Here is a 26,700-nt window from a genome sequence, read left to right as displayed (position 1 = left end):
AACGTGAAGGGGCGCCCGGCCAACTGGCCGGGCGCCCCTTCACGTTGAGCCGCGTCCTGGCTTACTTCGCCACGCGCGCGTCGCTGCGGATCTGAACGGTCGTCGCCGCGGCCTCGTCGATGGTGACCGCGTTGGGGTTGGTCACCGAGGCGGGGTCACCCATGATCGCCACGCCGACGGTGCTGGCGTCGCCCCACGAGCACACCATGATCGGGACCGACGAGGACTCCAGCACCTGGCACTTCATGACGGCGCCGGCCTCAAGCCCGGCCGGGGTGACCTTCTGCGGTTCGCCCTTGGGGGTAGCGCCGCTTGAGTCGGCCATCTGGTCGAAGACCCAGTCCACGCTGGCCTCGGGGTTCGAGGACTTGCCGTACGCGCCGCCGAGCGACAGGGACTTCTTGGTGGACGTCTCGTAGTCGGCCGACACCGAGCCCTCGGTCGTGAAACCCGTGGGCTCTTGGCCGTCAGAGCCCAGACCGCTGTCCGTCTTGCCCTCGCCCTTGCGCGTGTAGCTGCCCGCCACGGTCGCCGGGGTGGTGAGCTTGTACTTCAGGGCGTCCTGCACATCCGGCTTGTCCTTCTGGCCGCCGGTGCCCTTCTGGCCGCCGTTGTCGCCGGCGACGACGTCCTTCTTGCCCTTCTTCTTGCTGTCGTCGTCATCGCCGCCGTTCATGCCGATGACGACGCCGACGATGGCGGCGACGACCACGACGGCGCCGACGGCGATGGCGATGGTCTTGTTCTTGTTGTTGCCGCCCTGCGGCGGTATCGGCGGGCCCGGCTGCTGGCCGTACGGGGCCTGCGGCTGGCCGTAGGGCTGCGTCGGCTGCTGCTGCGGGTAGCCGTAGCCCTGCTGGGGCTGCTGCGGGTAGCCGTAACCGGGCTGCTGCGGCTGCTGGCCGTACGGACCGGGCTGCTGAGGCGCGCCGTACGGGCCGGGCTGCCCGCCGCTTCCGTACGGGCCGGGCGGCGGTGGTGGCTGGTTGAAACTCATCTGTCGTCCCCCTATGGGCTGGGCGTCGTGCTGGTTAGTTCGTGACCTCGACGCGGGTGTCCTTGTGGACCTTCGCGGTGAGCTCGGCCGTCTCGCTGAGGGACATGCCGGTGGGCGACGTCGCCGAGGGCATCGCCATGACCTCGCCGACGGTGCTGGAGTCGCCCCAGATGCACAGCGGGATCGGGGTCTCCCTCCCGGAGGTGGTGACGGCGAACTCCTGGCACTTCAGCACGACACCGGTGAAGCCGGCGGGGGTGAACTTCTGCGGTTCGCCCTTGACCTTGATCGGCTGGCCGGACTTCTCCGCGTTGGCCTTCTCGGCCTTGAACGCGGCCGCGACCGCCAACTCGGGATCGGAGACCTCGCCCCAGCTGCCGCTGACCTTCAGCTGGCCCGCGCCCTTGTACTGCGCGCCGACCGGGTGCGGGTCGGTGAGGCCCGGGATCGTCTGCTGCATGCCCTTCTGCGCTTCTGTCATGTTGCTCTCGTCGAGCTGCTCGCCGACGCGCGTGTAGCTGCCCGCGACCGTCTGCGGCATCGTCAGCTTGTACTTCTTGCCGTCTTCGGCGCCGTTGCCCCCACCGGTGCCGCCGGTGCCCTTCTGGCCGCCGTTGTCGCCGGCGACGACGTCCTTCTTGCCCTTCTTCTTGCTGTCGTCGTCATCGCCGCCGTTCATGCCGATGACGACGCCGACGATGGCGGCGACGACCACGACGGCGCCGACGGCGATGGCGATGGTCTTGTTCTTGTTGTTGCCGCCCTGCGGCGGCATCGGCGGACCGGGCTGGCCGTACGGGGCCTGCGGCTGCTGCGAGTAGCCGTAACCGGGCTGCTGCGGCTGCTGGCCGTACGGACCAGGCTGCGGCGGCTGCTGCGGGTAGCCGTAGCCGGGCTGCCCGGCCGTGCCGCCCTGCCCGTAGGGGCCGGGCTGGTGGGGGGACTGGCCGTAGGGGCCGGGCTGGTTGTGGCTCATGACGTTCCTTCGCTCTGACTGCACTGCGTCGTGGTGGTGCTGTGGGGGGTGGTGTTGCCTACGGTTCGTGAGTGGTGCTCGCTGTGTCCTGCGTGTCGCGTGTTCGGCCCCGGCTCACTCCGCCGCCTGGGGCAGCTGGTCACCCGGTCTCGACGCGAGCGTCGTCTCTGACCTTGGCCGACAGTGTGGCGGCCGCTTCCAGTTCCATTCCGCTGCCCGTGACGATGGCGGCGGGGTCGGCCATGACCGTCACACCGACGGTGCTCTCATCGCCCCAGACGCACGCGGGCGCCGTCATGGCTCCCTTGGCCGAGGTGAATTTCAGCTGCTGGCACTTGAGCACGTCCCCGTCGAAGCCCTCGGGTGTGAATTCCTGGGGCGTACCGACCGTTTCGGCCGTTCCGTCCTCCGCGAGGGCCTTGGTGATGACGGCGAGGGCGAGATCCGCCGCGCGGTCCGGGTCGGTGACCTCTCCCCACATCCCGCTGAACTGGAGCATCTTCGCGCCGGGTGTCTTGTAGTCGGCCGACACCGGGTGGGCGTCCTCCACGACGGGGATCTCCCGCAACTGCGCCTTGCCCTTGGGCGAGAGGTTGTTCTCGTCTTTGCCCTCGCCCTGCCGCTGGTAGTCACCGGCGACCGTCTGCGGCGTCGTCAGCTTGTGCGGCCCGTCGTCACCGCCCCCGCCGAGGAGCAGGTAGCCGCCCACGGCCGCCGCGACGACGGCAAGACCCACGCCGGCCGCGATGCCCGCCTTCTTGCGTGACCGCCCGGCGCCGGGCGGCGGCGTCGGCGGCTGCCCGTGGAAGCCGGGGCCGGGCTGCTGCGGCTGGGGCTGCCCGTACGGGCCGGGCGCCGCGTAGGGGCCCTGGCCGCCCTGCTGGTAGCCGCCCTGGCCGTAGGGCGACGGCTGCTGGCCGTAGGGGCCGGGCTGCTGGTACGGGCCCGGCTGCTGGTACGGGCCGGGGTGGCCGTACCCCTGGCCCTGCGCGGGCTGACCCGGCTGGCCCTGTGCCGGGTAGCCGTAACCCGGCTGAGGCGTGTACGGGTTGGGCGCCTGGGGTTGCCCCTGGGGCTGACCACCACCGTTGCCGTACGGTCCCGGCTGGCCGCCGTAGGGACCGGGCTGCGGCTGGGGGTGGCTCATAGGGCGTCTCCTCGGTGCGTCGACGGTCGCGCGCGTCAGTGCGCCTCATCCTGCATCCTCCCGGACGTCCCGTACGCGCCTCACCCCGGGGCGACAACGGGTTCGTAACAGAGTGCCCCGGGCCCGTAGACTTGCGGCCGTGACCGAGAAGCCCCAGCAGAGCCCGCAAGACGGGCCGAACAGCGTCCCTGAACTGCCGACCCAGTACGCGCCGGCCGAAGTAGAGGGGCAGCTGTACGAGCGCTGGGTGGACCGCGGTTACTTCGCCGCCGACGCGAAGAGCGACAAGCCTCCGTACACGGTCGTCATCCCGCCCCCCAACGTCACCGGCAGCCTCCACCTGGGCCACGCCTTCGAGCACACGCTGATCGACGCGCTCACCCGCCGCAAGCGGATGCAGGGCTACGAGACGCTGTGGCAGCCCGGCATGGACCACGCGGGCATCGCCACGCAGAACGTCGTCGAGCGTGAGCTGGCCAAGGAGGGCAAGTCCCGCCATGACCTGGGCCGCGAGGCGTTCGTCGAGCGTGTGTGGCAGTGGAAGGACGAGTCGGGCGGCCAGATCTCCGGCCAGATGCGGCGCCTGGGCGACGGCGTCGACTGGTCGCGTGAGCGCTTCACGATGGACGAGGGGCTGTCCCAGGCCGTCCAGACCATCTTCAAGAAGCTCTACGACGACGAGCTGATCTACCGCGCCGAGCGCATCATCAACTGGTGCCCGCGCTGTCTGACCGCCATCTCGGACATCGAGGTGGAGTACCAGGACGACGACGGCGAGCTGGTCTCCATCCGCTACGGCGAGGGGGACAACGCGATCGTCGTCGCGACGACGCGTGCCGAGACGATGCTCGGCGACACCGCCGTCGCCGTTCACCCGGACGACGAGCGCTACCGCCATCTGGTCGGCACCGAGATCGAGCTGCCGCTCACCGGCCGTCGCATCCCGGTCGTCGCCGACGAGCACGTCGACCCGGAGTTCGGTACCGGCGCGGTCAAGGTCACCCCGGCCCACGACCCGAACGACTTCGAGATCGGCCAGCGGCACGGCCTGCCCTCGCCCGCCGTGCTCGATGAGCGTGGCGTCATCACCGTCCACGGGCCGTTCGAGGGCCTTGACCGCTTCGAGGCGCGCAGCGCCATCGTCGGCGCGCTGCGCGCCGACGGCCGGATCGTCGCGGAGAAGCGCCCGTACACGCACTCCGTCGGGCACTGCTCGCGCTGCAAGACGACGATCGAGCCGCGGCTGTCCATGCAGTGGTGGGTCAAGGTCGCCCCGCTCGCGAAGAACGCGGCCGACGCGGTCCGCGACGGCAAGGTCGCCATCCACCCCAAGGAGATGGAGTCCCGCTACTTCGGCTGGGTGGACAACCTGCACGACTGGTGCATCTCGCGTCAGCTGTGGTGGGGCCACCGCATTCCGGTCTGGTACGGGCCCAACGGTGAGATGGTCTGCGTCGGCCCGGACGACGAGGCGCCGACCGGCGAGGGCTGGCACCAGGAGACCGACGTCCTGGACACCTGGTTCTCCTCGGGCCTGTGGCCGTTCTCCACGCTCGGCTGGCCCGGGCGGACCGAGAGCGTTGAGAAGTTCTACCCGAACTCCGTGCTGGTCACCGGCTACGACATCCTCTTCTTCTGGGTCGTCCGGATGATGATGTTCGGCCTGTACGCGATGGACGGCACCCCGCCGTTCCGCACCATCGCCCTGCACGGCATGGTCCGCGACCAGTTCGGCAAGAAGATGTCCAAGTCGTTCGGTAACGCGGTCGACCCGCTGGACTGGATGGACAAGTACGGCTCCGACGCCGTCCGCTTCACGCTCGCCCGGGGCGCCAACCCCGGCGTGGACGTGCCGATCGGTGAGGACTGGGTCCAGGGGTCCCGCAACTTCGCCAACAAGATCTGGAACGCGACGCGCTTCGCGATGATGAACGGCGCGACGATCGAGGGCGAGCTGCCCCCGGCCGACCAGCTCTCCGCGGCGGACCGCTGGATTCTGTCCCGGCTGAACTCGGTGGTCGCCGAGGTGGACGCGCTCTACGACGACTACCAGTTCGCGAAGCTGTCCGACACGCTCTTCCACTTCGCGTGGGACGAGGTCTTCGACTGGTACGTCGAGCTGTCGAAGACGACGTTCATGGCTGGCGGCCCGGCGGCCGACGCCTCGCGGCGGGTGCTCGGTGAGGTCCTGGACGTCACCCTGCGGCTGTTGCACCCGATTGTCCCGTTCGTCACCGAGACGCTGTGGACCACGCTCACCGGGCGCGAGTCCGTTGTGATCGCCGACTGGCCGTCCGACAGCGGCTTCCGGGACACGGCGGCCGAGCAGGAGATCACGGTCGTCCAGCAGCTGGTCACCGAGGTCCGCCGGTTCCGCGCCGACCAGGGGCTCCAGCCCGGCCAGAAGGTCCCGGCGCGGCTGGACCTGACCGGCACGGGTCTCGCGCCGCACGAGGCGGCGATCCGCTCGCTGCTGCGGCTCCAGCCCGCGGGTGACGATTTCACGGCCACGGCTTCGCTGCCCGTCGCCGGTGCGACCGTCGCGCTCGACCTGTCGGGCACCATCGACGTGGCGGCCGAGCGCAAGCGCCTCGCGAAGGACCTGGCGGCGGCCGAGAAGGAGAAGGCCCAGGCGCACGCGAAGCTCGGCAACGAGGCGTTCCTCGGCAAGGCGCCCGACCACGTGGTGGACAAGATCCGCAAGCGGCTGGAGACGGCTGAGGCGGACATCGCCCGCATCACCGCGCAGCTGGCGGCCCTGCCGGACGCCTGAAGCCGGACCCCCGGCCGACCGGGCATGACACGGCGGGCGGCCCCCGCGCCTACGGGACACTGTCCCTCGGGCGCGGGGGCCGCCCGCTGTTCGTACCGCGCGTGGGCGGAGCCCGCGGGCCGCCTGTGACTTTTCGTACGGAGTCCGCCTGCCGTGTGCCGTCCGCGGCCCGCTGTCCGGCGGGTGGGCCGGGCCCCTCACGGACACGGCACGTACGCGATCGCGCCTCTTCCCGTGCTCACCGGGCGAGCGGGCGAAGCGCTGTCACCGCGGCCTCGTAGACTGGGCGTCGTGAGCGAGCGCCCCCTGAATGATGACCCTGAGCCCAACGGGCTCGACGAATTCGACGAGATCATCGAGGCAGAAACCGACCGCGACCCTGACCTGGCGGTCATCGAGGCGGGGAGCCGCACTCTGCGCACCCAGGCAGGCCCTGCCCAGGGCGACGGTGTCCCGGGCCGGCCGCAGGACCCCGAGCTCGACCGCGCGCTGCGCGAGGTCGAGACGGAGCTGGCCGGGCGCTGGGCGGAGACCAAGCTCGACCCCTCGGTGCAGCGCATCGCCGCCGTGCTCGACATCCTGGGCGAGCCGCAGCACGCGTATCCGTCGATCCACATCACCGGCACCAACGGCAAGACCAGCACGGCCCGGATGATCGAGGCCCTGTTCGGCGCCTTCGAGCTGCGCACCGGCCGCTATACGAGCCCGCATGTCCAGTCGATCACGGAGCGGATCAGCCTCGACGGTGCGCCGATCTCCGCCGAGCGGTTTGTCGAGACGTACCGGGACATCCAGCCGTACGTGGAGATGACCGACGCCCAGCAGGAGCACCGGCTGTCGTTCTTCGAGGTGCTGACCACCATGGCGTTCGCGGCCTTCGCCGACGCGCCGGTGGATGTCGCCGTTGTCGAGGTCGGCATGGGCGGCACCTGGGACGCGACGAACGTGATCGACGCGACGGTCGCCGTGGTCACCCCGATCTCGCTGGACCACACCGACCGGCTGGGCAGCACGCCCGAACAGATCGCGGGCGAGAAGGCCGGGATCATCAAGGCGAGGGACACGACGGACGGCGGTGCCGGTTCGACGGTCGTCCTCGCCCAGCAGCCGGTGGACGCGGCCTCGGTGCTGCTGAAGCGGGCGGTCGAGGTGGATGCCACGGTCGCCAGGGAGGGCATGGAGTTCGGCGTGCTGAGCCGCGAGGTCGCGGTCGGCGGCCAGCTGCTGACGCTGCGCGGCCTCGGCGGCGAGTACCCGGAGGTCTTCCTGCCGCTGCACGGTGCGCACATGGCGCACAACGCGGCGGTGGCGCTCGCCGCGGTCGAGGCGTTCTTCGGCATCGGCTCGCAGCATGCCAGGACGCTGGACCTGGACACGGTGCGGACGGCCTTCGCCGCGGTCACCTCACCGGGGCGGCTTGAGGTCATGCGCCGCAGCCCGACGGTCGTGCTGGACGCCGCGCACAACCCGGCGGGCGCGCGGGCCGCGGCCGACGCGGTCACCGAGGCGTTCTCCTTCAGCAGGCTGATCGGCGTGGTCGGCACCAGCAAGGACAAGGACGCGCGCGGCATCCTCGAAGCCTTCGAGCCAATTTTCACCGAGATCGTGGTGACGCGTTACGCGCACGATCGAGCCATGGACGTGGACGAGCTGGCGGCCGTGGCCGTCGAGATCTTCGGGCCGGACCGGGTGCAGGTCGAACCGCGCCTGGACGAGGCCCTTGAGGTGGCCGTGACGCTCGCTGAGGAGGAGAGCGAGTTCTCGGGGGCGGGTGTCCTGGTCACCGGTTCCGTCATCACCGTAGGAGAAGCCCGGCTGCTGCTGGGGAGGGGCTGAGCGCGATGCGAATGCTGTGCGCGAGCACATTGATCAGTGAGTTCTTCGTCATCGGCTTCGCCGGTCTCGTCGCCATGAAGCTCTCCGATCTGTCGATGGGGACGGTGTGGACGGTCTGCGGCATCGCCATGGGGCTGTGCGTGCTGCTCGCCGGACTGCTCGGCAGGCCGTGGGCGCTGCACGTGGGCTGGGCGCTGCAAGGGGCGCTGGTCCTCAGCGGCTTCGTGGTCCCGGTGATGTTCATCCTCGGGCTGGCGTTCGCCGGGCTGTGGTGGGCGTCCATCCACTACGGCCGTCACATCGACGAAGCCAAGATCAGGTTCGCGGCGATGGACGCGGCGGCGCGGGAAGCCGCCGCGGCGGAAGCGGCCGCGGCGGGCGAGGACAGCGGCCCGGGCATGGCCCAGCCGGGCCCGGCGTGACGGCGACCTGACCGGTCGTCACGCCGCCGGATGTGGCGTGCGCCCGCCGCGGGCCGGTGCCGGCGGCGGGCGCACGGGGACCCGCGCGTATGTACGGGTATGTGGGCATACGGGGCTTACGGGCGCCGAGTCCGTACGGGGGGCGCCTGCACGGGGCGGCTTCAGCGGCGTCGTCCGTACGCTTCGTCTGTATGTCTCGTCCGTACGTCTCGTAGGTACGCCGCCTCGTAGGTACGCCGCCTCGTATGTACGCCGCCTCGTATGTACGCCTCGCACGTACGCGTCGTACATACGCCTCGCACTGGCGCACGCGCGGACGCCCGGGGCGGTGACGGCGGGCCCCGCGTCGGCACGGGGGGACGGTCCGGGGTCGCGGTGCGCCCGCCCGGGCGTCCGTCCCGGCGCCTGGGCTGCCGGCGCCGGACGGCCGGTGCGCCGGTGACCAGGTCCGGGATGCGGTGGCGGGTGCCGCCCCCGTGTTCGGCCCCTGTAGCCTCTGGCCCACTACTCCGTCATCCCTGTTTGCCCAAGGAGCCGCGATCATGAGCCAGCGCACCCTCGTCCTTCTCAAGCCTGACGCGGTGAGGCGCGGCTTGGTCGGCGAGATTCTGGGCCGTATCGAGAACAAGGCGGGCTGGACGATCGCCGCCCTGGAGCTGCGGACCCTGGAGCGTGACGTGCTGGAGCAGCACTACGCGGAGCACGTGGGCAAGCCGTTCTACCCGCCGCTGGTCGAGTTCATGTCCTCCGGGCCCGTGGTGGCGCTGGTGGTCGAGGGGGAGCGAGTGATCGAAGGGGTGCGGGCGCTGGCCGGTCCGACCGACCCGATCGCCGCCACGCCGGGCAGTATCCGTGGCGACTTCGGGACTATCGTTCGCGAGAACCTCATTCACGCCTCGGACTCCGAGGAGTCCGCCCAGCGTGAGATGAAGATTTTCTTTCCCGGGCTCGCCTGACGCGCTGCTCGTCTTTTGATCGGCTTGGCGGCCCTTCTGACCAGGGGCGACCGGTTTTTTCGGTCGCCTCTTGGCGTATGCCCTTCGTTCGAGGGAACGCATCACCGCGACACGACGTCACCATAAGCAGGGGGCGAGCGAGTGTTCCGCCGACAATGGCGAAGGAACCCTCGCGCCGTACCGTGGCGGGCGAGACTACGATGGAAGCTCCCGCGCATCGCAGCGCATCATCCTGCCGACCTCCAGTAAGCAATCGCTCCAGTTGGGAAGGCCTGACGCATCCTCATGGGGAACAACATGTCGTTCATCGGCCGTGACATGGCTGTCGACCTCGGGACCGCCAACACGCTGGTTTACGTCAGAGGCCGCGGGATCGTCCTCAACGAGCCGTCTGTTGTCGCGATCAACACCAACACCGGCGGCATTCTCGCGGTCGGCGCCGAGGCGAAGAAGATGATCGGCCGGACGCCGGGAAACATCGTCGCGGTCCGGCCACTGAAGGACGGCGTTATCGCCGACTTCGAGATCACCGAGCGGATGCTCCGCTATTTCATTCTGAAGATCCACAAGCGCCGCTATCTGGCCCGGCCGCGCGTCGTGGTCTGTGTTCCCAGCGGCATCACCGGCGTTGAGCGGCGCGCTGTCATCGAGGCGTCCACCCAGGCCGGTGCGCGGCAGGTGCACATCATCGAGGAGCCGATGGCGGCCGCGATCGGCTCCGGGCTCCCGGTCCACGAGGCGACCGGCAACATGGTCGTGGACATCGGTGGCGGCACCACGGAGGTCGCCGTCATCTCGCTTGGCGGAATCGTCACGGCACAGTCCATCCGCGTCGCCGGAGACGAGCTGGACAACGCGATCATCCAGCACATCAAGAAGGAGTACAGCCTGCTGCTCGGCGAGCGCACCGCCGAGAGCATCAAGATCACCATCGGCTCCGCGTACGAGGGCGACCAGGAGGAGCACACCGAGATTCGCGGCCGTGACCTGGTCAGTGGCCTGCCGAAGACGGTCGTCATCTCCGCCACCGAGGTACGCAAGGCGATTGAGGAACCGGTCAACTCGATCGTGGACGCAGTGAAGACCACGCTCGACAAGTGCCCGCCGGAACTCTCCGGTGACGTCATGGACCGGGGCATCGTGCTCACCGGCGGCGGCGCCCTGCTGCGCGGCCTTGATGAGCGGCTGCGCCGCGAGACCGGCATGCCGATCCACATCGCCGAGAACCCGCTCGACTCCGTGGCGCTGGGGTCGGGCAAGTGTGTGGAAGAGTTCGAGGCGCTTCAGCAGGTTCTCGACTCCCAGCCCCGGCGATGAATTCAGCGGCCGGGTGAACAGCGGCCGCCGCGTGAGTGACCGCCGTCTCACGCGGCGGATTGCTCGCATAATGGGTCGCGTAAGAGATCATCATCGTCATGTGCCGGGTACCGCGCACCTCGCGTAGCAACCACCGCGAACAGCGCACCACCCGTACCGGGAACTCGGCACGGTCACAAGAACCGCAGAAAACCCCAGAGCCAAGAAGACAGTGACGCCGTCCGCATGGACAGAGTCCACCTACAGGCAGGACGCCCCCGACCGGCCGCCGCCCGCAGCCGGCCGGTCCGACGAGGAAGGCACGGCCGCCGTACGTGAGGGACACCCGAGAGAGCCGGCTGCTATTGGTGCTGCTGGTCGCCATCGCGTTCGCATTGATCACTGTGGACATCCGAGGCGGTGAGGACTCCCCCCTCGACGCGCCACGGCACGCGGCGCAAACGGTCTTCGGACCCGTGGAGAACGGCATGGCGACCGCCGTCGACCCGGTCGCCAACGCCATAGCCGCCGTCCGGGACTCCGATGACCGGCACGACCGCATCAGCACCCTGGAACGAGAGAACGCCGCGCTCAAGCAGCGGCTCGGCAGCGACGACCGCAACCGTGCCCGCTCCCGCGAGCTCGACAAGATCCTCAAGACAGCCGGTGCCGGTCAGTACGGCATCAAGGGTGCCGAGGTCATCGCCATAGGAGCGGCCCAGGGTTTCTCCTGGACCGTGACCATCGACGCGGGCAGCAACGACGGCATCGCCCGCGACATGACCGTCATCAACGGTGACGGACTGGTCGGCCGCGTCACCACCGTCGGCCCGTCCACCTCCACCATCCTGCTGGCCAACGACCCGGACTTCACCGTCGGCACCCGGCTGGAGAAATCCAGCGAGATCGGGTTCGCCAACGGCCAGGGCGACCGGTCGCTGCGCGTCCAGCTGCTGAACGGCAAGGCCAAGGTGAAGAAGGGCGACCGGATGGTCACCTTCGGCTCCCGGGGCAACAAGCCGTTCGTGCCCGGCGTGCCCGTCGGCGAGGTCGTACGAGTCGATCCGTCCAACGGTGACCTCACCCGCACCGTCCAGGTGCGCCCCTACGTCGGCTTCAGCAAGCTCGACATCGTCGGCGTCGTCGTCCAGCCGCCGCGTACCAACCCGCGCGACATGGTCCTGCCGCCCAAGCCCAAGACCAAGCCCACCCCCACGGTCACCGTCACGGTCACCCCGAGCGCGACCGCCACTCCGGGAGGAACAGCTCAGTGAAACGCCTTGTTCTCTCGGGACTCCTCGTCGTCGTCGCGCTGATCGTCCAGGTCACCGTGCTCGCCCGGCTCCAGCTGCCGGGCGCCGTCCCCGACCTGCTGCTGCTCGTCGTGCTGGGCCTCGCCCTCGTCTACGGGCACACCAGCGGCGCCCTGATCGGCTTCGGCGCCGGTCTCCTCTCCGACATCGCGCCACCCGCCGACCACGCCGTAGGGCGCTACGCGCTGGTGCTGTGCGTCATCGGCTACCTCGCCGGTCTCGCGAAGCCGGAGAAGGGCCAGCTCCGCTCGGCCACCGGGCCGATGCTGGTCGTCGTCGGCGGCGCCATCGGCACCACGCTGCTGTACGCGGCCGTCGGCGCGCTCGTCGGAGACGACACGGCCCGCCACGTGGGTCTGGGGAAGCTGCTGTTCACCGCGGCCCTCTACGACCTGCTGCTGGCACCGTTCGTCGTACCGCTGATCATGGCGCTCGCCAAGCAGACGGAGAACCACCCGCTGTCCGACAGCGGGGGCACGTCCTCCGGCAGCCGCGACAGCACGCGCAACTGGGTCACCTCCGGCTCCGGCAGCGGCCTCGGCGGACGGATGGGCAAGGCCGCCCGGGTGGGCAGAACGACCCGTATCGGCAGGTCGGCCCGTATCGGCAGCCAGCGCGGGGGACTGCTGGCCAAGGCGGCGAAGAGCAAGGCGGGACGTATCAAGGGGGTCAAGAGGCTGTGAGGCGGCAATCGTCTGATCGCACCCGGACGCACCACCTCAGGGGGACACGGTGAGCAACATCCCGGAGACCGGGCGGTCCACACGGGTCACCATCCGGCTGGTGGCCATTCAGATCCTGGTGTTCTCGCTGCTGCTCACGCTCGGCGGACGGCTGTGGTACCTGCAGATCCGCAACGGCGACGAGTACACCGCTGAGGCCGCCAACAACCACGTGCAGCAGGTCGTCGACCCCGCCGTGCGCGGCTCGATCCTCGACGCGCGCGGCGTGGCGCTCGCCGACAACCAGACCCGCCTCGTGGTGTCGGCGAGCCGGACCGAGCTGATGAAGATGCCCGACGACGGCAAGGCCGTCCTCGGCCAGCTGGCCGAGGTCCTCGACATGAAGCCGGAGGAGGTCGAGGGCAAGGTCCGGCTGTGCGACTCCAAGACCCCCAAGCCGTGCTGGAACGGCTCCCCGTACCAGCCCATCCCGATCACCGACGAGGCCACCACCCAGCAGGCCCTCCAGATCCGCGAGCGGGCCGAGGACTTCCCCGGCATCAGCGCGGAGCCCACCGCCGTACGCCGCTACGCCGCACCCGGTGAGGCCAACACGGCGCAGGTGCTCGGCTACCTCTCGCCCGTCACCGACGACGAGATCAAGAAGGCCGAGGACAGCAAATCGCCGCTGCTGCGGGCCGACCAGATCGGCCGCTCGGGCCTTGAGCGCACGTACGACAGCGAGCTGCGCGGCAAGGCCGGAGTCACCCGCTACGAGGTCGACAACCTCGGGCGCGTCATCGGCAAGGCCAACAGTGACCGGGCACAGGCCGGTTCCAACGTCGTCACCAGCGTCGACGCCCGCGTGCAGGCCATAGCGGAGAAGGAACTGGACAAGGCCATGAAGGCCGCCCGCAAGGAGCACGACCGCAACACCAACCAGAACTACAAGGCCGACGCGGGCGCTGTCGTGGTCATGGAGTCCAAGACCGGCCGGGTCGTCTCGATGGCGTCCAACCCGACGTACGACCCGAACGCCTGGGTCGGCGGCATCTCGGGCAAGGACTACACGAAGCTGACCGGCAAGAAGTCCAACTACCCGCTGCTGAACCGGGCCATCCAGGGGCAGGCCGCCCCCGGCTCGATCTTCAAGGTCATCTCGGCGACCGCCGCCGTGAACGCGGGCTACGACTTCAACGACCTGTACAACTGCAGCAGCTCCTTCAACATCGGCGGCCAGGTCTTCAAGAACTTCGAGTCCAAGGGATACGGGCCGATCAACCTCGGCCGCGCCCTGGAGGTCTCCTGCGACACCGTCTTCTACGACCTCGCGTACAAGCAGTGGCAGAAGGACGGCGGGAACAACCCGAAGAAGAAGCCGGGCGACTACTTCTACAAGACGGCCCACCAGTTCGGTCTCGGCAAGGAGACCGGCATCGACCTCCCCAACGAGGTCGCGGGGCGCGTGCCCGACCGGCAGTGGAAGAAGGACTACTACAAGTCCAACAAGGACGTCTGGTGCAAGCAGGCGAAGTCGGGCAAGGACGACTACGCCACGCAGATCGCCAAGGAGAACTGCGCCGAGGGCATGAAGATGCGCGCCGGTGACTCCGTCAACTACTCCATCGGCCAGGGCGACACCCTCGTCACGCCGCTCCAGATGGCGACCATCTACAGCGCGATCAGCAACGGCGGCACCCTGTACGACCCCTCCGTCGGCAAGGCGATCGTCAGCCCCGACGGCAAGCACATCAAGGAGATCAAGCCGAAGTCGCACGGCAAGCTCCCGATGCACGGCGAGACCCGGGACCAGATCGACAACGCGCTCGCCGGGGTCGTCACCGGCGGCTCCGCCGCCTGGCGCTTCGGCGGCTGGCCGCAGAAGAAGATCCCCATGCACGCCAAGACCGGCACCGCCGAGGTCTACGGCAAGCAGACGACCTCATGGTTCGCCTCGTACACCGAGGACTACACGATCGTCATGACGATCTCGCAGGGCGGTACGGGCTCCGGTGCCTCGGGTCCCGCTGTACGCAACATCTACAGCGCTCTGTACGGCGTCGACAAGGACGGCAAGATCGACAAGAAGAAGGCGCTGCTGCCCAAGCCGCAGAAGACGCTGCCGAAGATCGAGAAGGACGGCTCGATCGAGGCCCCGTCCATCAAGCCGCCGGAGAAGGAAGCCCCCATCGAGGAAGCCCCCGTGGTGGCCCTCCCGCGCGTGGGCGAGTCACCGCTGGGCACCCCGGTCTCCACCCTGTCGGGCACACCCAGCTCATCCGAACACAAACCCGTCGTGGCGCTGCCACCCGTGGCAGGCGGAAGGCGGGGCCAGTGACCTCCTGGAACAACTACCCCATCCGCCGCTTCACCCCGGAGCCCGGGACCTGGGGCAAGCTCATGGCGCGCGACTCCATGGTGCGCCGCCTCGACTGGCCGCTGCTGTTCTCGGCGCTCGCGCTCTCCGGCATCGGCTCGATACTGGTCTACTCCGCCACCCGCAACCGCACCGACCTCAACGGTGGCGACCCGTACTCCTTCCTCTTCCGCCACCTGCTCAACACCGGCATCGGCTTCGGCTTCATGATCGCCACGATCTGGCTGGGCCACCGCACCCTGCGCGGCGCGGTGCCCGTGCTGTACGGCCTGTCGGTGATCCTCGTCCTCGCGGTGCTCACCCCGCTCGGCTCCACGGTCAACGGCGCGCACTCCTGGATTCAGCTCGGCGGCGGCTTTTCCCTCCAGCCCTCCGAGTTCACGAAGATCACCATCATCCTCGGCATGGCGATGCTGCTGGCCGCGAAGGTGGACGCGGGCGACCGGCTCCATCCGGACCACCGCACCGTCGTCCAGGCCCTCGGCCTGGCCGCCATCCCCATCGCGGTCGTCCTGATGATGCCGGACCTCGGCTCGGTGATGGTGATGGCCGTCATCGTCCTCGCCGTCCTCCTGTCCTCCGGCGCGTCCAACCGCTGGATTCTCGGCCTGATCGGCGCCGGCGTCACCGGCGTCATCCTGATCTGGCAGCTGAACATCCTGGACCAGTACCAGATCGACCGCTTCGCCGCCTTCGCCAACCCGGCCCTCGACCCGGCCGGAGTCGGCTACAACACCAACCAGGCCCGCATCGCCATCGGCTCCGGCCGCCTCACCGGCTCGGGCCTGTTCAACGGCAGCCAGACCACGGGCCAGTTCGTCCCGGAACAGCAGACGGACTTCGTGTTCACCGTCGCGGGCGAGGAACTCGGCTTCCTCGGCGGCGGCCTGATCATCCTGCTCCTCGGCATCCTGCTGTGGCGCGCCTGCCGCATCGCCCGCGACACCACCGAGCTCTACGGCACGGTCGTCGCCGCCGGAATCATCGCCTGGTTCTCCTTCCAGGCCTTCGAGAACATCGGCATGACCCTGGGCATCATGCCCGTCACCGGCCTCCCCCTGCCCTTCGTCTCCTACGGCGGCACGTCGATGTTCGCCACGTGGATAGCGGTCGGGCTGCTCCAGTCGATCCGGGTGCAGCGGCCTATTTCGGCGTAGTGACCTGCCGGTCGGTTTGGCGCCCTGGGAGCTGTCCGTTGTGGATGGGCTACCAGGGCGCCACGTTGTCTAGGCGACCTGCCTTGATGGTGCGTATGAGGCCGTGAAGGCTGGGGGCAGTGGTGGTCAGGACCGTGGCGGGGTGGTCGCTTTCGCGGAGGTGGATGGTGCCGTTGCGGGTGGTCAACTCGACGCAGTCGCCTTGCACCTCGGAGAAGGACGACTTCCGCCAAGGGGGCGTCGCGGCCATCTGTGAACCCTTCATAGCTCTTGCATGACGGAGTGGACGAAACTTCGTGACTCAGCGGTGGTGAGCGCGGAGGCTCCGAGCTTGGCGAAGAGGGAACAATAGTTCTTCAAATGTGTTTCCGTGTCCAGGAAGCTCACGCCATGATCGGTTTCGATCTGTACGGTGTCGAGCTGCGGAATGGGGCCGTGCGCGTAGAGCATGGTGCGACTGGCGCCGATGTACGCCTCCGAGGCGAACGGGATGACGCGGACCGTGATGCTCGGCTGTGCGGACAGTTCCAGCAGGTAGCCCAACTGTGCGCGGGTGACCTCTCGACCGCCGAACCTCATCCTCAAAGCTGCCTCGTGGACGATGGCCTCATACCTGGGTGCGCCGTCCCGTAGGAGAATCTCGCGGCGCGTCATGCGATGCGCGACCCGGGCCTCCGACTCCGCTCGCGGCAGCGGGGTCATGGAGTTACTGAACACGGTGCGGGCGTAATCCTCCGTCTGTAGCAGCCCGGGGATGTGGGTCACCTGGATGGTCTGGAGGCAGGTGGCGTGATGCTCCAGTTCTGCCAAGTCCAGCAGTGGTGCCGGAAGAATCCCCCGGTACTCCTCCCACCACCCCTCACCACGCTGTTCGTACGTCATGGCGGCGAGCGCGTCGATCAACGGGGTGTCACCGCACGAGTAGAACGCCGCGAGGCGGCGGAGCCGTTCCTCGCTGATGCCGTAGCGACCCGTCTCGATGTTGCTGATCTGTGGCTGTCCGCCGCCCAGCAGCGCACCCGCTTCGCGGGCAGGCATGCCCGCCGCCTCACGCATCTTGCGCAGCTCAACTCCCAGGCGCACTTGGCGCGCTGTGGGATTACTCCGAGGTGGCATGAGGTCCTTTCGCCGCTCCGCTGCCGGTTGATTCGCCCACCTTGCCATGACTCAGGGACACCACGGGGAGCCTGTGGAAAGCGTGGGAAATTGTTGCGCCGGTGCATCCATTGCCGCTACGGTCTGTGGCGAACCTCATACGCGAGGTAGTGGCGCTTCGGCTCGCGTCCAACTCCCTCGTGCTGTCCGCAAGTCGGAAGCGCACCCTTCACGGCCGGAGGGGCAAGGCCACCGCAGGGCAGAGTCGCCACTCACGAGAGAAGCCACGCATGGGCAACAGCGACCCCCGCTTCCCACACGCGTACACCCTCTACTGTCCACCCCTCGACACATCTCCGCGCATCGCCCGCGAGTTCGTGGCGCTGGTGCTGCGGTCGCTCAATCTTCACCGCACTGTCGACACCGTTCGGATGTGTACGTCCGAACTCGCCACCAATGCATACGTCCACGCCGGAGGCGTCGGATCGCTCCTGTGGCTCGCGATCGAGTCCGCACAGGTGCGGGTCACCGTCTACGACGGGGCGATTGGCGAGCCCGTCGTTCGCCCGCCCGGCTTCGATGATGAGCACGGCCGGGGGTTGCGCCTTGTTGACGCGCTCGCCGACGCGTGGGGCACAAGCCGCGGCGCACCGCTGGGCGTTGGTGGCCGGAAAGGGAAAGGGGTGTGGTTCACCTGCGCGATTGAGTAATCGGGGGGCGGCGTCGCCTGATAGTCCCGTGCGCGTGCCTCAAAGCGGCGGTTGGGCACATGTCCTATGCGGGCCCAGGTCCGCATAGGGCGCCCGTGAGGCACGTGTACGTGAAGGTGCTGTTCTGTTTTCAGAGGTTCTGGGGAATCCCGCTCTGCGGGGGCCTGTTTCTGTACGCTCATGCCCCGTGGCGCGCGGAGGCGTTGAGCAATTCCACTCCACTTCGAACGATGGCCGGCCGCCTGCCGCGCGGAGTCGGACAAGCGAACTGGAGCTGTTGCACCATGAACAAACGCACCGCCTGCGGCGCGATTTCAGCCGCTCTCGCCGCGACGCTGTTGCTCGGCGCCTGCGGGGGAGGTGACGACGACAGCGGCTCGGGCAAGATCAAGGGCGCGGAAAAGAGCGAGAGGCCCTCTTCGTCCCCGAAGTCAGCGAGTCGCCGGAGCCGGGTGCTCCGGAGTTCGACCTTCCGAGGGACATCAAGGTCAAGATCGACCCCGACAAGACGGGTGACAAGGTCAAGGACCAAGTCCTGCGCGATCACGGCTATGCCTTGCAAGCGATCCTCCTTGGCTTCGCCAAGCAGAACCCTGGGCTACCGCAACTTGGCGACCACCTCAGCGATTCGGCGCTGATGAGGTTTGCGGATGGCATCAACGTGATGAGGAAGCAAGGGAAGACGATCACTGGTTCGGTCCATTACTACGACCGCGAAGTGAAGCTCAAGAAGGTCAAGGGAACGCACACCGCTGTCGTCCGGTATTGCGAGGACCAGCGGTATGCGTACGACAAGGGTGCCAAGACATCCAAGATTTACAAGACCACCCCGAGTGCCAAGAGCTTTGTTTCTCATGAGGCGTTCATGAAGAAAACTGATGGCGGCACCTGGAAAGTCTCTGTGGAATCGTCAAAGCAGGGGGCGGCGGAATGCCGTCTCTGAGTCTTCGATCGATAGCAGTGACGGCCGTATGCACCGGGGCGGCTCTCTTGCTGGGCGCGATACCCGCTGAAGCCGACTGGGGTCCGTCGGACCTGCCGTCACCCGGTGGCGAACCCAGCGATGAGATTGGCTCGATGGTCAGCTATAAGAAGAGCCACCCAGCGGCAAAGGGCGTCCCCCTGGCCAGTCGATCAACCGCTGAACGGCTGCTCGGCACCGGCCCGGCCCGGCCCGTCACAGGGCCGGGCCGGTGCGTTGGGCGGTGTGCGCGTCTCGCCTGATGGGTGTGGCAGCGCGTAAATTCACGTTATGGCGCACACCGTGCGGGAGATCGAACGCAAGTATGAGGCCATCGACAGTGACAAGCCGCCGGACCTGGCGGGGCTGTCCGCGCTGACCGAGCTCTCCGGCATCGCGGCCCTGGCCGACGAGGGCACGGCCGAGCTCGACGCCACCTACTACGACACGGCTGACCAGCGGCTCGCCGCGGACGGTGTCACGTTGCGGCGGCGCACCGGTGGCAGCGACGAGGGCTGGCACCTGAAGCTCCCGGTGCGGCCCGAGGGGACGCCCCGTAAGAACGCCGCCGGGGACGTGGTCAGGGACCTGGTCAGGGACGAGATCCGGGCCCCGCTCGCGGACGCCGTGCCGCGGACGCTTGCCGACCTCATCCGTTCCCGCACCAGAGACGCCCCCGTCGCACCGCTCATCCGGCTCACGACCCTGCGCGACACACGACGTCTGGTGGACGCCAACGGAAACGCTCTCGCCGAGATCGCCATCGACCAGGTCACCGCGCGGCGGCTCACCGCAGGCGTGGGGAAGCCCTTCCGGTGGGCCGAGGTGGAGGTCGAGCTGTCCGACGGGCAACAGCGCGCGCTGCTCGACCGCATCGAACACCGGTTGACCGGCATGGGTCTGCGGCCCGCCACCGCCCGTTCCAAGCTCGCCCGCGCGCTGGCCGAGACGTCCGCAGCGCCGGACGGCCCCGCTCCGGCGCCCTCGCCTGAGCCGCGCCCGTCCAGCAAGAAGCCGCACTCGTCCCGCAAGCCGCACCCCTCCCGTAAGAAACAGCCGCACCCTTCCCGTAAGAAACAGGCGCGCCCTTCCCGTAAGAATCAGCAGAAGGTGGGTGCCGCCGCCATCGGAGGCGTCGAGCGGGGAGTGCTGACCGCCGGGGACGTGACGCTCGACTACGCGCGGCAGCAGGTCGCCGCGATCGTCGCGCTCGACCCCGCCGTTCGCCTCGACGTGCCCGACGCCGTCCATCGGATGCGGGTCGCCACCCGTCGGCTCCGCAGCGTCTTCCGCTCGTACAGCGCGTTGCTCGACCGGGCCGTCACCGACCCGGTCGGCGCCGAGCTGAAGTGGCTGGCCGCCGAGCTGGGGATCGACCGGGACCGGGAGGTGCTGGCCGCCCGCCTCAACGCCGGGCTCGACGGCGTTCCGGAGACGCTGCGCCTCGGCCCCGTACGGGCGAGAGTGCGCACCTGGTCGCACGCCCAGCGCGTCGGTTCGCGGGCCCGGCTGATCTTCGTGCTCGACGGGCAGCGCTATCTGGAGCTGCTGCGTTCCCTCGACGCGCTGCTCGCCGACCCTTCGGTCGGCGCCGGTGGGGCACCGTTGCTGCGACCCGCCGCCGACCGGCCCGCGGCCGGTGAGCTCCGTAAGGCCGTAACCCGGGACTTCGACCGGCTCGCCACCCGGATCGACGCGGCTCGCGCGCTGCCCGCCGGGACCGACCGCGATCTGGCCCTGCACGAAGCGCGCAAGGCGGCCAAGCGGCTCCGCTACGCGGCCGAGGTGGCCCGGCCCGGGATCGGGAAGCCCGCCGAGACGTTCGTCTCCCGGGTCGCCGACGTGCAGCGGCTCCTCGGTGAGTACCAGGACAGCGTGATGGTCAGGAGGACGCTGCGGGACATCGCGGTGGAGGCGAACGCGGCCGGTGAGAGCACCTTCGCGTTCGGGATGGTCTACGCGCATGAGGAGGCCCGGGCGGCGGAGCTGTACCGGGAGCTGCCGGAGGTGTGGAAGCGGGCCTCGGTGTGGGAGATGCGGGAGGTGCCGACCGCTGTGCGGGGGTGAGGGGGCGGGGCCGGGCCCCGGCCGACGTGGCTCGGCTGTGGCTCCCGCCGCGTTAGGCTTGATGGTCACCCTCCCTCGGCCTCTGGCCCGGGGTTGCCCCCTTCAGTCCACGAAAGATCGCCGAAATGCCTGCCGAATCGGTCTTCCCACAGCTCGAAGCCCTTCTCCCGCATGTGCAGAAGCCGATCCAGTACGTCGGCGGAGAGCTCAACTCCACGGTCAAGCCCTGGGAGAGTTGCGATGTCCGCTGGGCGCTGATGTATCCGGACGCGTACGAGGTCGGGCTGCCCAACCAGGGCGTCATGATCCTCTACGAGGTGCTCAACGAGCGTGACGGCGTCCTCGCCGAGCGCACGTACAGCGTGTGGCCGGACCTTGAGGAGCTGATGCGCGAGCACAAGGTCCCGCAGTTCACGGTGGACTCGCACCGGCCGGTCGGCGCCTTCGACGTCTTCGGGCTCTCCTTCTCCACCGAGCTCGGCTACACCAACATGCTCACCGCCCTCGACCTCGCCGGCATTCCGCTGGCGGCCAGGGACCGCGGTCTCGACGACCCGATCGTGCTCGCGGGCGGCCACGCGGCGTTCAACCCGGAGCCGGTCGCCGAGTTCGTCGACTGCGTCGTCATCGGCGACGGCGAGCAGGCCGTGCTGGAGATCACCGAGATCATCCGCGCCTGGAAGGCGGAGGGCCGGCCCGGCGGCCGGGACGAGGTGTTGCTGCGGCTGGCGAAGACCGGCTCGGTCTACGTTCCGGGCTTCTACGACGTCGAGTACCTGCCTGACGGCCGGATCGCCCGCGTCGTGCCGAACAGGTCGGGCGTGCCGTGGCGGGTGTCCAAGCACACGGTGATGGACCTCGACGAGTGGCCGTACCCGAAGCAGCCGCTCGTGCCGCTCGCCGAGACCGTGCATGAGCGGATGTCCGTGGAGATCTTCCGCGGCTGTACGCGTGGCTGCCGGTTCTGCCAGGCGGGCATGATCACGCGCCCGGTCCGGGAGCGGAGCATCACCGGCATCGGCGACATGGTGGAGAAGGGCCTGAAGGCGACCGGCTTCGAAGAGGTCGGCCTGCTCTCGCTCTCGTCCGCTGACCACAGCGAGATCGGTGACATCGCCAAGGGGCTCGCCGACCGGTACCAGGACGACAAGATCGGCCTTTCGCTGCCGTCGACCCGCGTGGACGCCTTCAACATCGACCTCGCGAACGAGCTGACCCGCAACGGCCGCCGGTCCGGTCTGACCTTCGCGCCTGAGGGCGGCAGCGAGCGCATTCGCAAGGTCATCAACAAGATGGTCTCCGAAGAGGACCTGATCCGGACCGTCTCCACGGCGTACGGGAACGGCTGGCGGCAGGTGAAGCTGTACTTCATGTGCGGTCTGCCGACCGAGACCGATGAGGACGTCCTCCAGATCGGCGACATGGCGGTCAAGGTCATCGCCGAGGGACGCAAGGTGTCGGGGCAGAACGACATCCGCTGCACCGTTTCGATCGGCGGGTTCGTGCCCAAGCCGCACACCCCGTTCCAGTGGGCGCCCCAGCTGTCCGTCGAGGACACCGACGCGCGGCTGGAGAAGCTGCGCGACAAGATCCGCGCCGACAAGAAGTACGGCCGCTCCATCGGCTTCCGCTACCACGACGGCAAGCCCGGCATCGTCGAGGGCCTGCTCTCGCGCGGTGACCGGCGGGTCGGCGCGGTCATTCGCGCCGTCTACGAGGACGGCGGCCGCTTCGACGGCTGGCGCGAGCACTTCAGCTACGAGCGGTGGATGCGCTGCGCTGAGAAGACGCTGCCGGAGTTCGGCGTGGACGTCGACTGGTACACGACGCGTGAGCGTACGTACGAGGAGGTCCTGCCCTGGGACCACCTGGACTCCGGTCTCGACAAGGACTGGCTCTGGGAGGACTGGCAGGACGCTCTCGACGAGACCGAGGTCGAGGACTGCCGCTGGACGCCGTGCTTCGACTGCGGCGTCTGTCCTCAGATGGACACGAGCATCCAGATCGGGCCGACGGGGAAGAAGCTGCTGCCGCTCACCGTGGTGAAGTGATCCGCGGGCGCGGGCGCTGGAGCGGGCGCGGCCGCAGAGTGCGCGCGGGCGTGTGCGCGGGCACGGGTGGGCTGTTGCTGGCGCGGCCTCGCCGCTGAAGCTGAAGGTCCGTCATGCAGGGCCCCCATTTCCCGAGGGAAATGGGGGCCCTGTCGGCTTCTGACCTGCAGAAATGTTTCTGCCGGGTTTCGCGCGGAGTATCCTGATACGGGCTTCATGTCTGTCCGGGGCGCTTGATTCGGGGGTGGTGGATGTGGCCAAGACCATGATCGACATCAATGAGAAGGCGCTGGCCTTCGCGGCCCAGGTGCTGGGCACCAAGACCAAGAAGGACACGGTCAACGCCGCTCTGGAGGAAATAGGAGCGCGTTGCCGGCGGGAGCGGGCCCTGGACGACCTGGTGCGGCTGGCCGAGGAAGGCGCCTTCGACAAGGCGCTTGAGCCGGGATTCAAGGAGGAGGTCGGCCGCACGTGGGGGGCGGAGCGGACGGCTTCCTGATCGACACCTCGGCCGCCGCACGCATGCAGAAGCCTTCCGCGCTCGGCGCATGGCGCGAGACGCTGCGGGAGGGTCGCGTCGGCATGTGCGAGGCGACCGAGACGGAGCTGCTGTACTCCGCCCGGACGCCCCAGGAGTACGAGGCGATGCGTGACCGGGTGGCCGCCCTCTACATCTGGCGGGCCGTGCCGGATGACGCCTGGTCGGAGGCGCGCGGATTGCAGGCGAGACTGGCGGCGGCCGGGTGTCACCGGGCCGCCGGTGCCGTGGAGTTGCTGGTCTCGGTCACGGCCATGTGGCATCGGCTGACCGTCCTGCACTACGACCGGCGGTTCGAGACCATCGCGCGGCACACCGAGCTGAAGACCCGCTGGCTCACCGAGCCCGGCACCCTGGACTGACGTCCCTCATCGGCCTTCCGTACTCCGACCGCGAACTCTGCCCGCGCTGCCCGCTCCGTTTCCGCTCGGTATCCGGCCTGCGCGTCTGGCCTGCGCTTCTGGTCTGCGCTTGTGGTCTGTGCTTCTTGTGGCGTCAACCAGCTTTCGACCAGGGTCAGTTGGCGTCGGTGCGCTGCCGACTGCTTGCTGATCGGGCTGCCAGCGGGCGTCGCTGCGCGCCCGGGCTGGCCGCCCTCCGGTGCGGCGCCGGGCGTCGGCTACGGTGCGGGCATGGACGACGACACGACACGTGCCGATCGGCCGAGGGGGATGTCCGACGCACACGGGATGACCAGCCCGGACGAGTCGGCGCGACCAGGGGCCTCGGCCGGAGAACGGCGACCGGCCGAAGCGGTGACAGCGGCCGAAGCGGTAGAACGGGGGTCGGCGGAGGTCGGCCCGGGCGCCCCCGCGCAGGCCGGTTACGCGCCGGGGGAGGGCTGCCTGACGCGCGCCGTCCGGCTGCCGGTGCGCATCGTCGTGCTGGTGCTCGTCGTGCCGGTGCGGATGGTGTGGGACGTGGTCGTCGGCTGCGCCAAGATGCTGGACCGGGCCGTGCTGCGCCCGGTGGGCCGCGCGCTGGACTGGTGCGTGGAGATCCTGATCGTCACCCCGCTGCGAGCCCTCGGCAGCGGGCTCGGCTGGCTCGGCCGCACCCTGGTCGTGGCGCCGCTGAGCTGGGTCTACCGGAGCGTGCTGACCCCGCTGGGGCGGGGGATCGGGTGGCTCGCGCGCGCCGTGGCCACCGGCGTGGGTGTGGCAGGGCGCGGGGTGCTCGGGGTTGTGGTGTGGGTGGCGCGCGCGGTGTTCGTCTGGCCGTGGGTGGCGCTGTGGCGCCATGTGCTGACGCCGGTCGGACGGGCCGCCGCCACGGCCGTGACCTGGTTGGCCCGCCATCTGGTGGTGCTGCCGCTGAGCTGGACGTACCGGAGCGTGCTGACCCCGGTCGGGCATGGCGTCAGCTGGCTGGTGCGTGGCGTGTGCGCCGTGATCGTCGCGGGCGCCCGCACTACCGGGTCCGGCTGCCAGTGGGTGCTGCGGCGGCTGTTCGTGGTGCCCGCCGGATGGGTCTACGGATCACTGCTGACCCCGGTGTGGCATGGCGTGAGCTGGCTGGTGCGCGGGCTCGGCGCCGGGGTGACGGCGATCGGCCGTGGCACCGTGGCCGGTCTCGGGTGGCTGGGCCGCACACTCATCGTCGTCCCGTGCTCGGCTGTCCACCGCTACGTGCTGACCCCGGCCGGGCACGCGATCGGCTGGCTGGCGCGGGGCATCGGAACCGGGTGCGCGGCCGCCGGCCGGGGCCTGTGGGCCGTCGTGACCGGCACCGTCCGCTACGTCCTCGTCGTACCGGCTGTCGCCCTGTGGCGGTTCGTGCTGCGGCCCGTAGGAACGCTGCTCGTCAGCGCCGTCACCGTCGTCGTACGCGAGGTCGGCTCGGCCCTCGGACACGCCTGGCGGGTCGCCGGATACGTCTCGCGCGCCGTCGGCCGCTTCCTGGCGCGGCTGCTGCGCTGGGTGTTCGTCGACCCGTTCGTATGGGCGTGGCGCGAGGTGCTGCGTCCGGCCGGTCATGCCGTACGGGACAACGTCTGGCGCCCGGTGGCACAGGCCGTACGGGATGCGGGCCGGGCCGGCCGGCAGGCGCTGGCCGCCGCCCGCGAAAGTGCGCGGCAGGCGCGCGCCGACATCCGGCGGGCGCTGTTCGGCGCGCCCCGGGAGCCCGCGCCGCAGGGGGCAGGACCTCGCGGGCCCGCGTCCGGGAAGGCCGTAGCGCGGGAGCCGCTCGGGCAGCCTCAGCCGGGCTCGCCCAGGAGTCCCGAGCCCGTGGAGCGCGGCGCGTCCGAGCCGGTCCCGGCCGCTCTGCCCGGGCTGGTCCGACCCCGTGATCCCGCGCTGGTCACGCCCCGTGATCCGGGGCTGGTCTCGCTGAGCAAGCCCCGGCGAGAACCGGACGCGCGCGAAACGCGTACCCTGGACAAGAGGTCTGGGCGCTGATCCGTTCCCGCTGACGCGGGGGCGTGCCGGACCGGACGGCGCCGGTCAGGCGCCAAGCCGGAACAGTCCCCGTTCGCGCGGGGACGGCGCCACGGAGCGCCCTATACGAGGAGAAGTACCACTGGGCAAGCGACAGCCCGAAGGCCCCCCGCCCGCACCCGCGGTGCAGCGCATCCGACTGCGTTACACCAAGCGCGGCCGCCTCCGGTTCACCAGTCACCGCGACTTCCAGCGCGCGTTCGAGCGCGCGCTGCGCCGCGCAGAGGTACCCATGGCGTACTCGGCGGGTTTCACCCCGCACCCCAAGGTGTCGTACGCCAACGCCGCCCCCACCGGCACCGGCAGTGAAGCCGAGTACCTGGAGATCCAGCTGGCCGAGCGGCGCGAGCCCGACCGGCTCCGCGAGCTCCTGAACGAGTCCCTTCCGGATGACCTCGACATCACCGACGCGGTGGAGGCCATGACGTCCGGGCTGGCCGACCGGCTCCAGGCGTCGATCTGGGAGATCCGCCTCGACGGGGTGGAACACGCCGACGCCGAGCGCGCCGCAGCGGCGTTCCTCGCGGCGGAGACCGTCGAGGTCCAGCGCCGCACAAAAAATGGGTTGCGTAACTTCGACGCCCGTGGGGCAGTCGCCGCACTTGAGGCATTCCCAGGTCAGGCCGATAGGCCGGGCGGCGGTGCCTGTGCGATACTGCGGCTGGTTGTTCGGCATTTGACACCTGCCGTTCGACCTGACGACGTCCTGTCCGGTCTTCGCGCCACGGCCGACCTGGCGCCGCCGGTCCCCGCTGCGGTGACCAGGCTGGCGCAGGGGCTGCTCGATGAGGAGTCCGGCACGGTGACCGATCCGCTCGCACCCGACCGCGAGGCAGTCCTGGCCGCCCCACCCACGGCCGCCGGGGCCACCGCCGCGATGGGGGTAACGCCCGCTCGCGGGGGAGCGCCGGAAGGTCCCGGATAGGGA

General features: G+C 69.5%; 22 protein-coding genes. 17 read left to right on the top strand and 5 right to left on the bottom strand.

Annotated elements, in window-relative coordinates; all coding sequences use genetic code 11:
• Positions 1–61: 61 nt before the first annotated feature.
• From AC5P1B_RS02715 to AC5P1B_RS02705, 3 genes are all read right to left on the bottom strand, one after another.
• Positions 62–997 carry a hypothetical protein gene (locus tag AC5P1B_RS02715; protein ID WP_493884534.1) on the bottom strand — a complete coding sequence of 312 codons (936 nt, stop codon included), beginning with the start codon at positions 995–997 and terminating at the stop codon, positions 62–64.
• Positions 998–1,031: 34 nt separating this feature from the next.
• Complete coding sequence (locus tag AC5P1B_RS02710) at positions 1,032–1,973, bottom strand: hypothetical protein (protein WP_493884533.1); 942 nt, start codon at positions 1,971–1,973, stop codon at positions 1,032–1,034.
• A 139-nt stretch (positions 1,974–2,112) separates the two neighbouring features.
• Positions 2,113–3,120, bottom strand: a complete 1,008-nt coding sequence (locus tag AC5P1B_RS02705) for a hypothetical protein (RefSeq protein WP_493884532.1) — start codon at positions 3,118–3,120, stop codon at positions 2,113–2,115.
• A 139-nt stretch (positions 3,121–3,259) separates the two neighbouring features.
• Between AC5P1B_RS02705 and AC5P1B_RS02700 the strand changes: the two genes are divergently transcribed.
• From AC5P1B_RS02700 to rodA, 9 genes are all read left to right on the top strand, one after another.
• Positions 3,260–5,893: a valine--tRNA ligase gene (locus tag AC5P1B_RS02700; protein ID WP_493884531.1), complete on the top strand. Its 2,634-nt coding sequence runs from the start codon at positions 3,260–3,262 to the stop codon at positions 5,891–5,893.
• Positions 5,894–6,184: 291 nt separating this feature from the next.
• On the top strand, positions 6,185–7,729 hold the full coding sequence (folC, locus tag AC5P1B_RS02695) for a bifunctional tetrahydrofolate synthase/dihydrofolate synthase (RefSeq protein ID WP_493884530.1): 1,545 nt from the start codon (positions 6,185–6,187) through the stop codon (positions 7,727–7,729).
• Between the two features lie 5 nt (positions 7,730–7,734).
• Positions 7,735–8,151, top strand: coding sequence for a DUF4233 domain-containing protein (locus AC5P1B_RS02690; RefSeq protein WP_493884529.1), 417 nt, complete (start codon positions 7,735–7,737; stop codon positions 8,149–8,151).
• 542 nt (positions 8,152–8,693) lie between these two features.
• Positions 8,694–9,107 (top strand): nucleoside-diphosphate kinase, encoded by a 414-nt coding sequence (gene ndk / locus AC5P1B_RS02685; RefSeq protein WP_493884528.1) that lies wholly within the window; start codon positions 8,694–8,696, stop codon positions 9,105–9,107.
• Positions 9,108–9,404: 297 nt separating this feature from the next.
• On the top strand, positions 9,405–10,424 hold the full coding sequence (locus tag AC5P1B_RS02680) for a rod shape-determining protein (RefSeq protein WP_493884527.1): 1,020 nt from the start codon (positions 9,405–9,407) through the stop codon (positions 10,422–10,424).
• 314 nt (positions 10,425–10,738) lie between these two features.
• The gene (gene mreC, locus AC5P1B_RS02675; protein ID WP_493884526.1) at positions 10,739–11,677 is read left to right on the top strand and encodes a rod shape-determining protein MreC; all 939 of its coding nucleotides are present in this window, start codon (positions 10,739–10,741) and stop codon (positions 11,675–11,677) included.
• Positions 11,674–12,399, top strand: coding sequence for a rod shape-determining protein MreD (mreD, locus tag AC5P1B_RS02670; protein WP_493884525.1), 726 nt, complete (start codon positions 11,674–11,676; stop codon positions 12,397–12,399). The genes mreC and mreD overlap by 4 nt, the downstream gene beginning before the upstream one ends.
• 49 nt (positions 12,400–12,448) lie before the next feature.
• Positions 12,449–14,716 (top strand): penicillin-binding protein 2, encoded by a 2,268-nt coding sequence (mrdA, locus tag AC5P1B_RS02665; RefSeq protein ID WP_493884524.1) that lies wholly within the window; start codon positions 12,449–12,451, stop codon positions 14,714–14,716.
• A gap of 62 nt (positions 14,717–14,778) precedes the next feature.
• Positions 14,779–15,912 (top strand): rod shape-determining protein RodA, encoded by a 1,134-nt coding sequence (gene rodA / locus AC5P1B_RS02660; protein WP_493884833.1) that lies wholly within the window; start codon positions 14,779–14,781, stop codon positions 15,910–15,912.
• A gap of 49 nt (positions 15,913–15,961) precedes the next feature.
• Here rodA and AC5P1B_RS02655 read toward each other — a convergent pair whose 3' ends face one another.
• Together AC5P1B_RS02655 and AC5P1B_RS02650 are read right to left on the bottom strand one after the other, a co-directional pair.
• Positions 15,962–16,162 carry a DUF397 domain-containing protein gene (locus AC5P1B_RS02655; RefSeq protein ID WP_493884523.1) on the bottom strand — a complete coding sequence of 67 codons (201 nt, stop codon included), beginning with the start codon at positions 16,160–16,162 and terminating at the stop codon, positions 15,962–15,964.
• Between the two features lie 11 nt (positions 16,163–16,173).
• Positions 16,174–16,995: a helix-turn-helix domain-containing protein gene (locus AC5P1B_RS02650; protein ID WP_493884522.1), complete on the bottom strand. Its 822-nt coding sequence runs from the start codon at positions 16,993–16,995 to the stop codon at positions 16,174–16,176.
• 302 nt (positions 16,996–17,297) lie between these two features.
• Between AC5P1B_RS02650 and AC5P1B_RS02645 the strand changes: the two genes are divergently transcribed.
• The 8 genes from AC5P1B_RS02645 to AC5P1B_RS02610 all read left to right on the top strand — a co-directional run bounded on the left by AC5P1B_RS02645 (position 17,298) and on the right by AC5P1B_RS02610 (position 26,697).
• Positions 17,298–17,717: an ATP-binding protein gene (locus tag AC5P1B_RS02645; RefSeq protein ID WP_493884521.1), complete on the top strand. Its 420-nt coding sequence runs from the start codon at positions 17,298–17,300 to the stop codon at positions 17,715–17,717.
• A 556-nt stretch (positions 17,718–18,273) separates the two neighbouring features.
• Positions 18,274–18,660: a hypothetical protein gene (locus tag AC5P1B_RS02640; RefSeq protein ID WP_493884520.1), complete on the top strand. Its 387-nt coding sequence runs from the start codon at positions 18,274–18,276 to the stop codon at positions 18,658–18,660.
• 309 nt (positions 18,661–18,969) lie between these two features.
• On the top strand, positions 18,970–20,745 hold the full coding sequence (locus AC5P1B_RS02635; protein WP_493884519.1) for a CYTH and CHAD domain-containing protein: 1,776 nt from the start codon (positions 18,970–18,972) through the stop codon (positions 20,743–20,745).
• Positions 20,746–20,870: 125 nt separating this feature from the next.
• A complete protein-coding gene (locus tag AC5P1B_RS02630) occupies positions 20,871–22,796 on the top strand; it encodes a TIGR03960 family B12-binding radical SAM protein (protein WP_493884518.1) in 1,926 nt (641 codons plus the stop codon).
• 253 nt (positions 22,797–23,049) lie between these two features.
• Positions 23,050–23,295: a type II toxin-antitoxin system VapB family antitoxin gene (locus AC5P1B_RS02625; protein WP_493884517.1), complete on the top strand. Its 246-nt coding sequence runs from the start codon at positions 23,050–23,052 to the stop codon at positions 23,293–23,295.
• The gene (locus AC5P1B_RS02620) at positions 23,268–23,696 is read left to right on the top strand and encodes a PIN domain nuclease (RefSeq protein ID WP_493884516.1); all 429 of its coding nucleotides are present in this window, start codon (positions 23,268–23,270) and stop codon (positions 23,694–23,696) included. The genes AC5P1B_RS02625 and AC5P1B_RS02620 overlap by 28 nt, the downstream gene beginning before the upstream one ends.
• 270 nt (positions 23,697–23,966) lie before the next feature.
• Positions 23,967–25,733, top strand: coding sequence for a hypothetical protein (locus AC5P1B_RS02615; RefSeq protein WP_493884515.1), 1,767 nt, complete (start codon positions 23,967–23,969; stop codon positions 25,731–25,733).
• 163 nt (positions 25,734–25,896) lie between these two features.
• Positions 25,897–26,697, top strand: a complete 801-nt coding sequence (locus AC5P1B_RS02610) for a TIGR03936 family radical SAM-associated protein (protein ID WP_493884514.1) — start codon at positions 25,897–25,899, stop codon at positions 26,695–26,697.
• The last annotated feature ends 3 nt before the right edge of the window (positions 26,698–26,700 follow it).

It is taken from the genome of Streptomyces sp. A01 (assembly GCF_059026195.1).
This window is presented reverse-complemented; position numbering and strand designations above follow the sequence as displayed.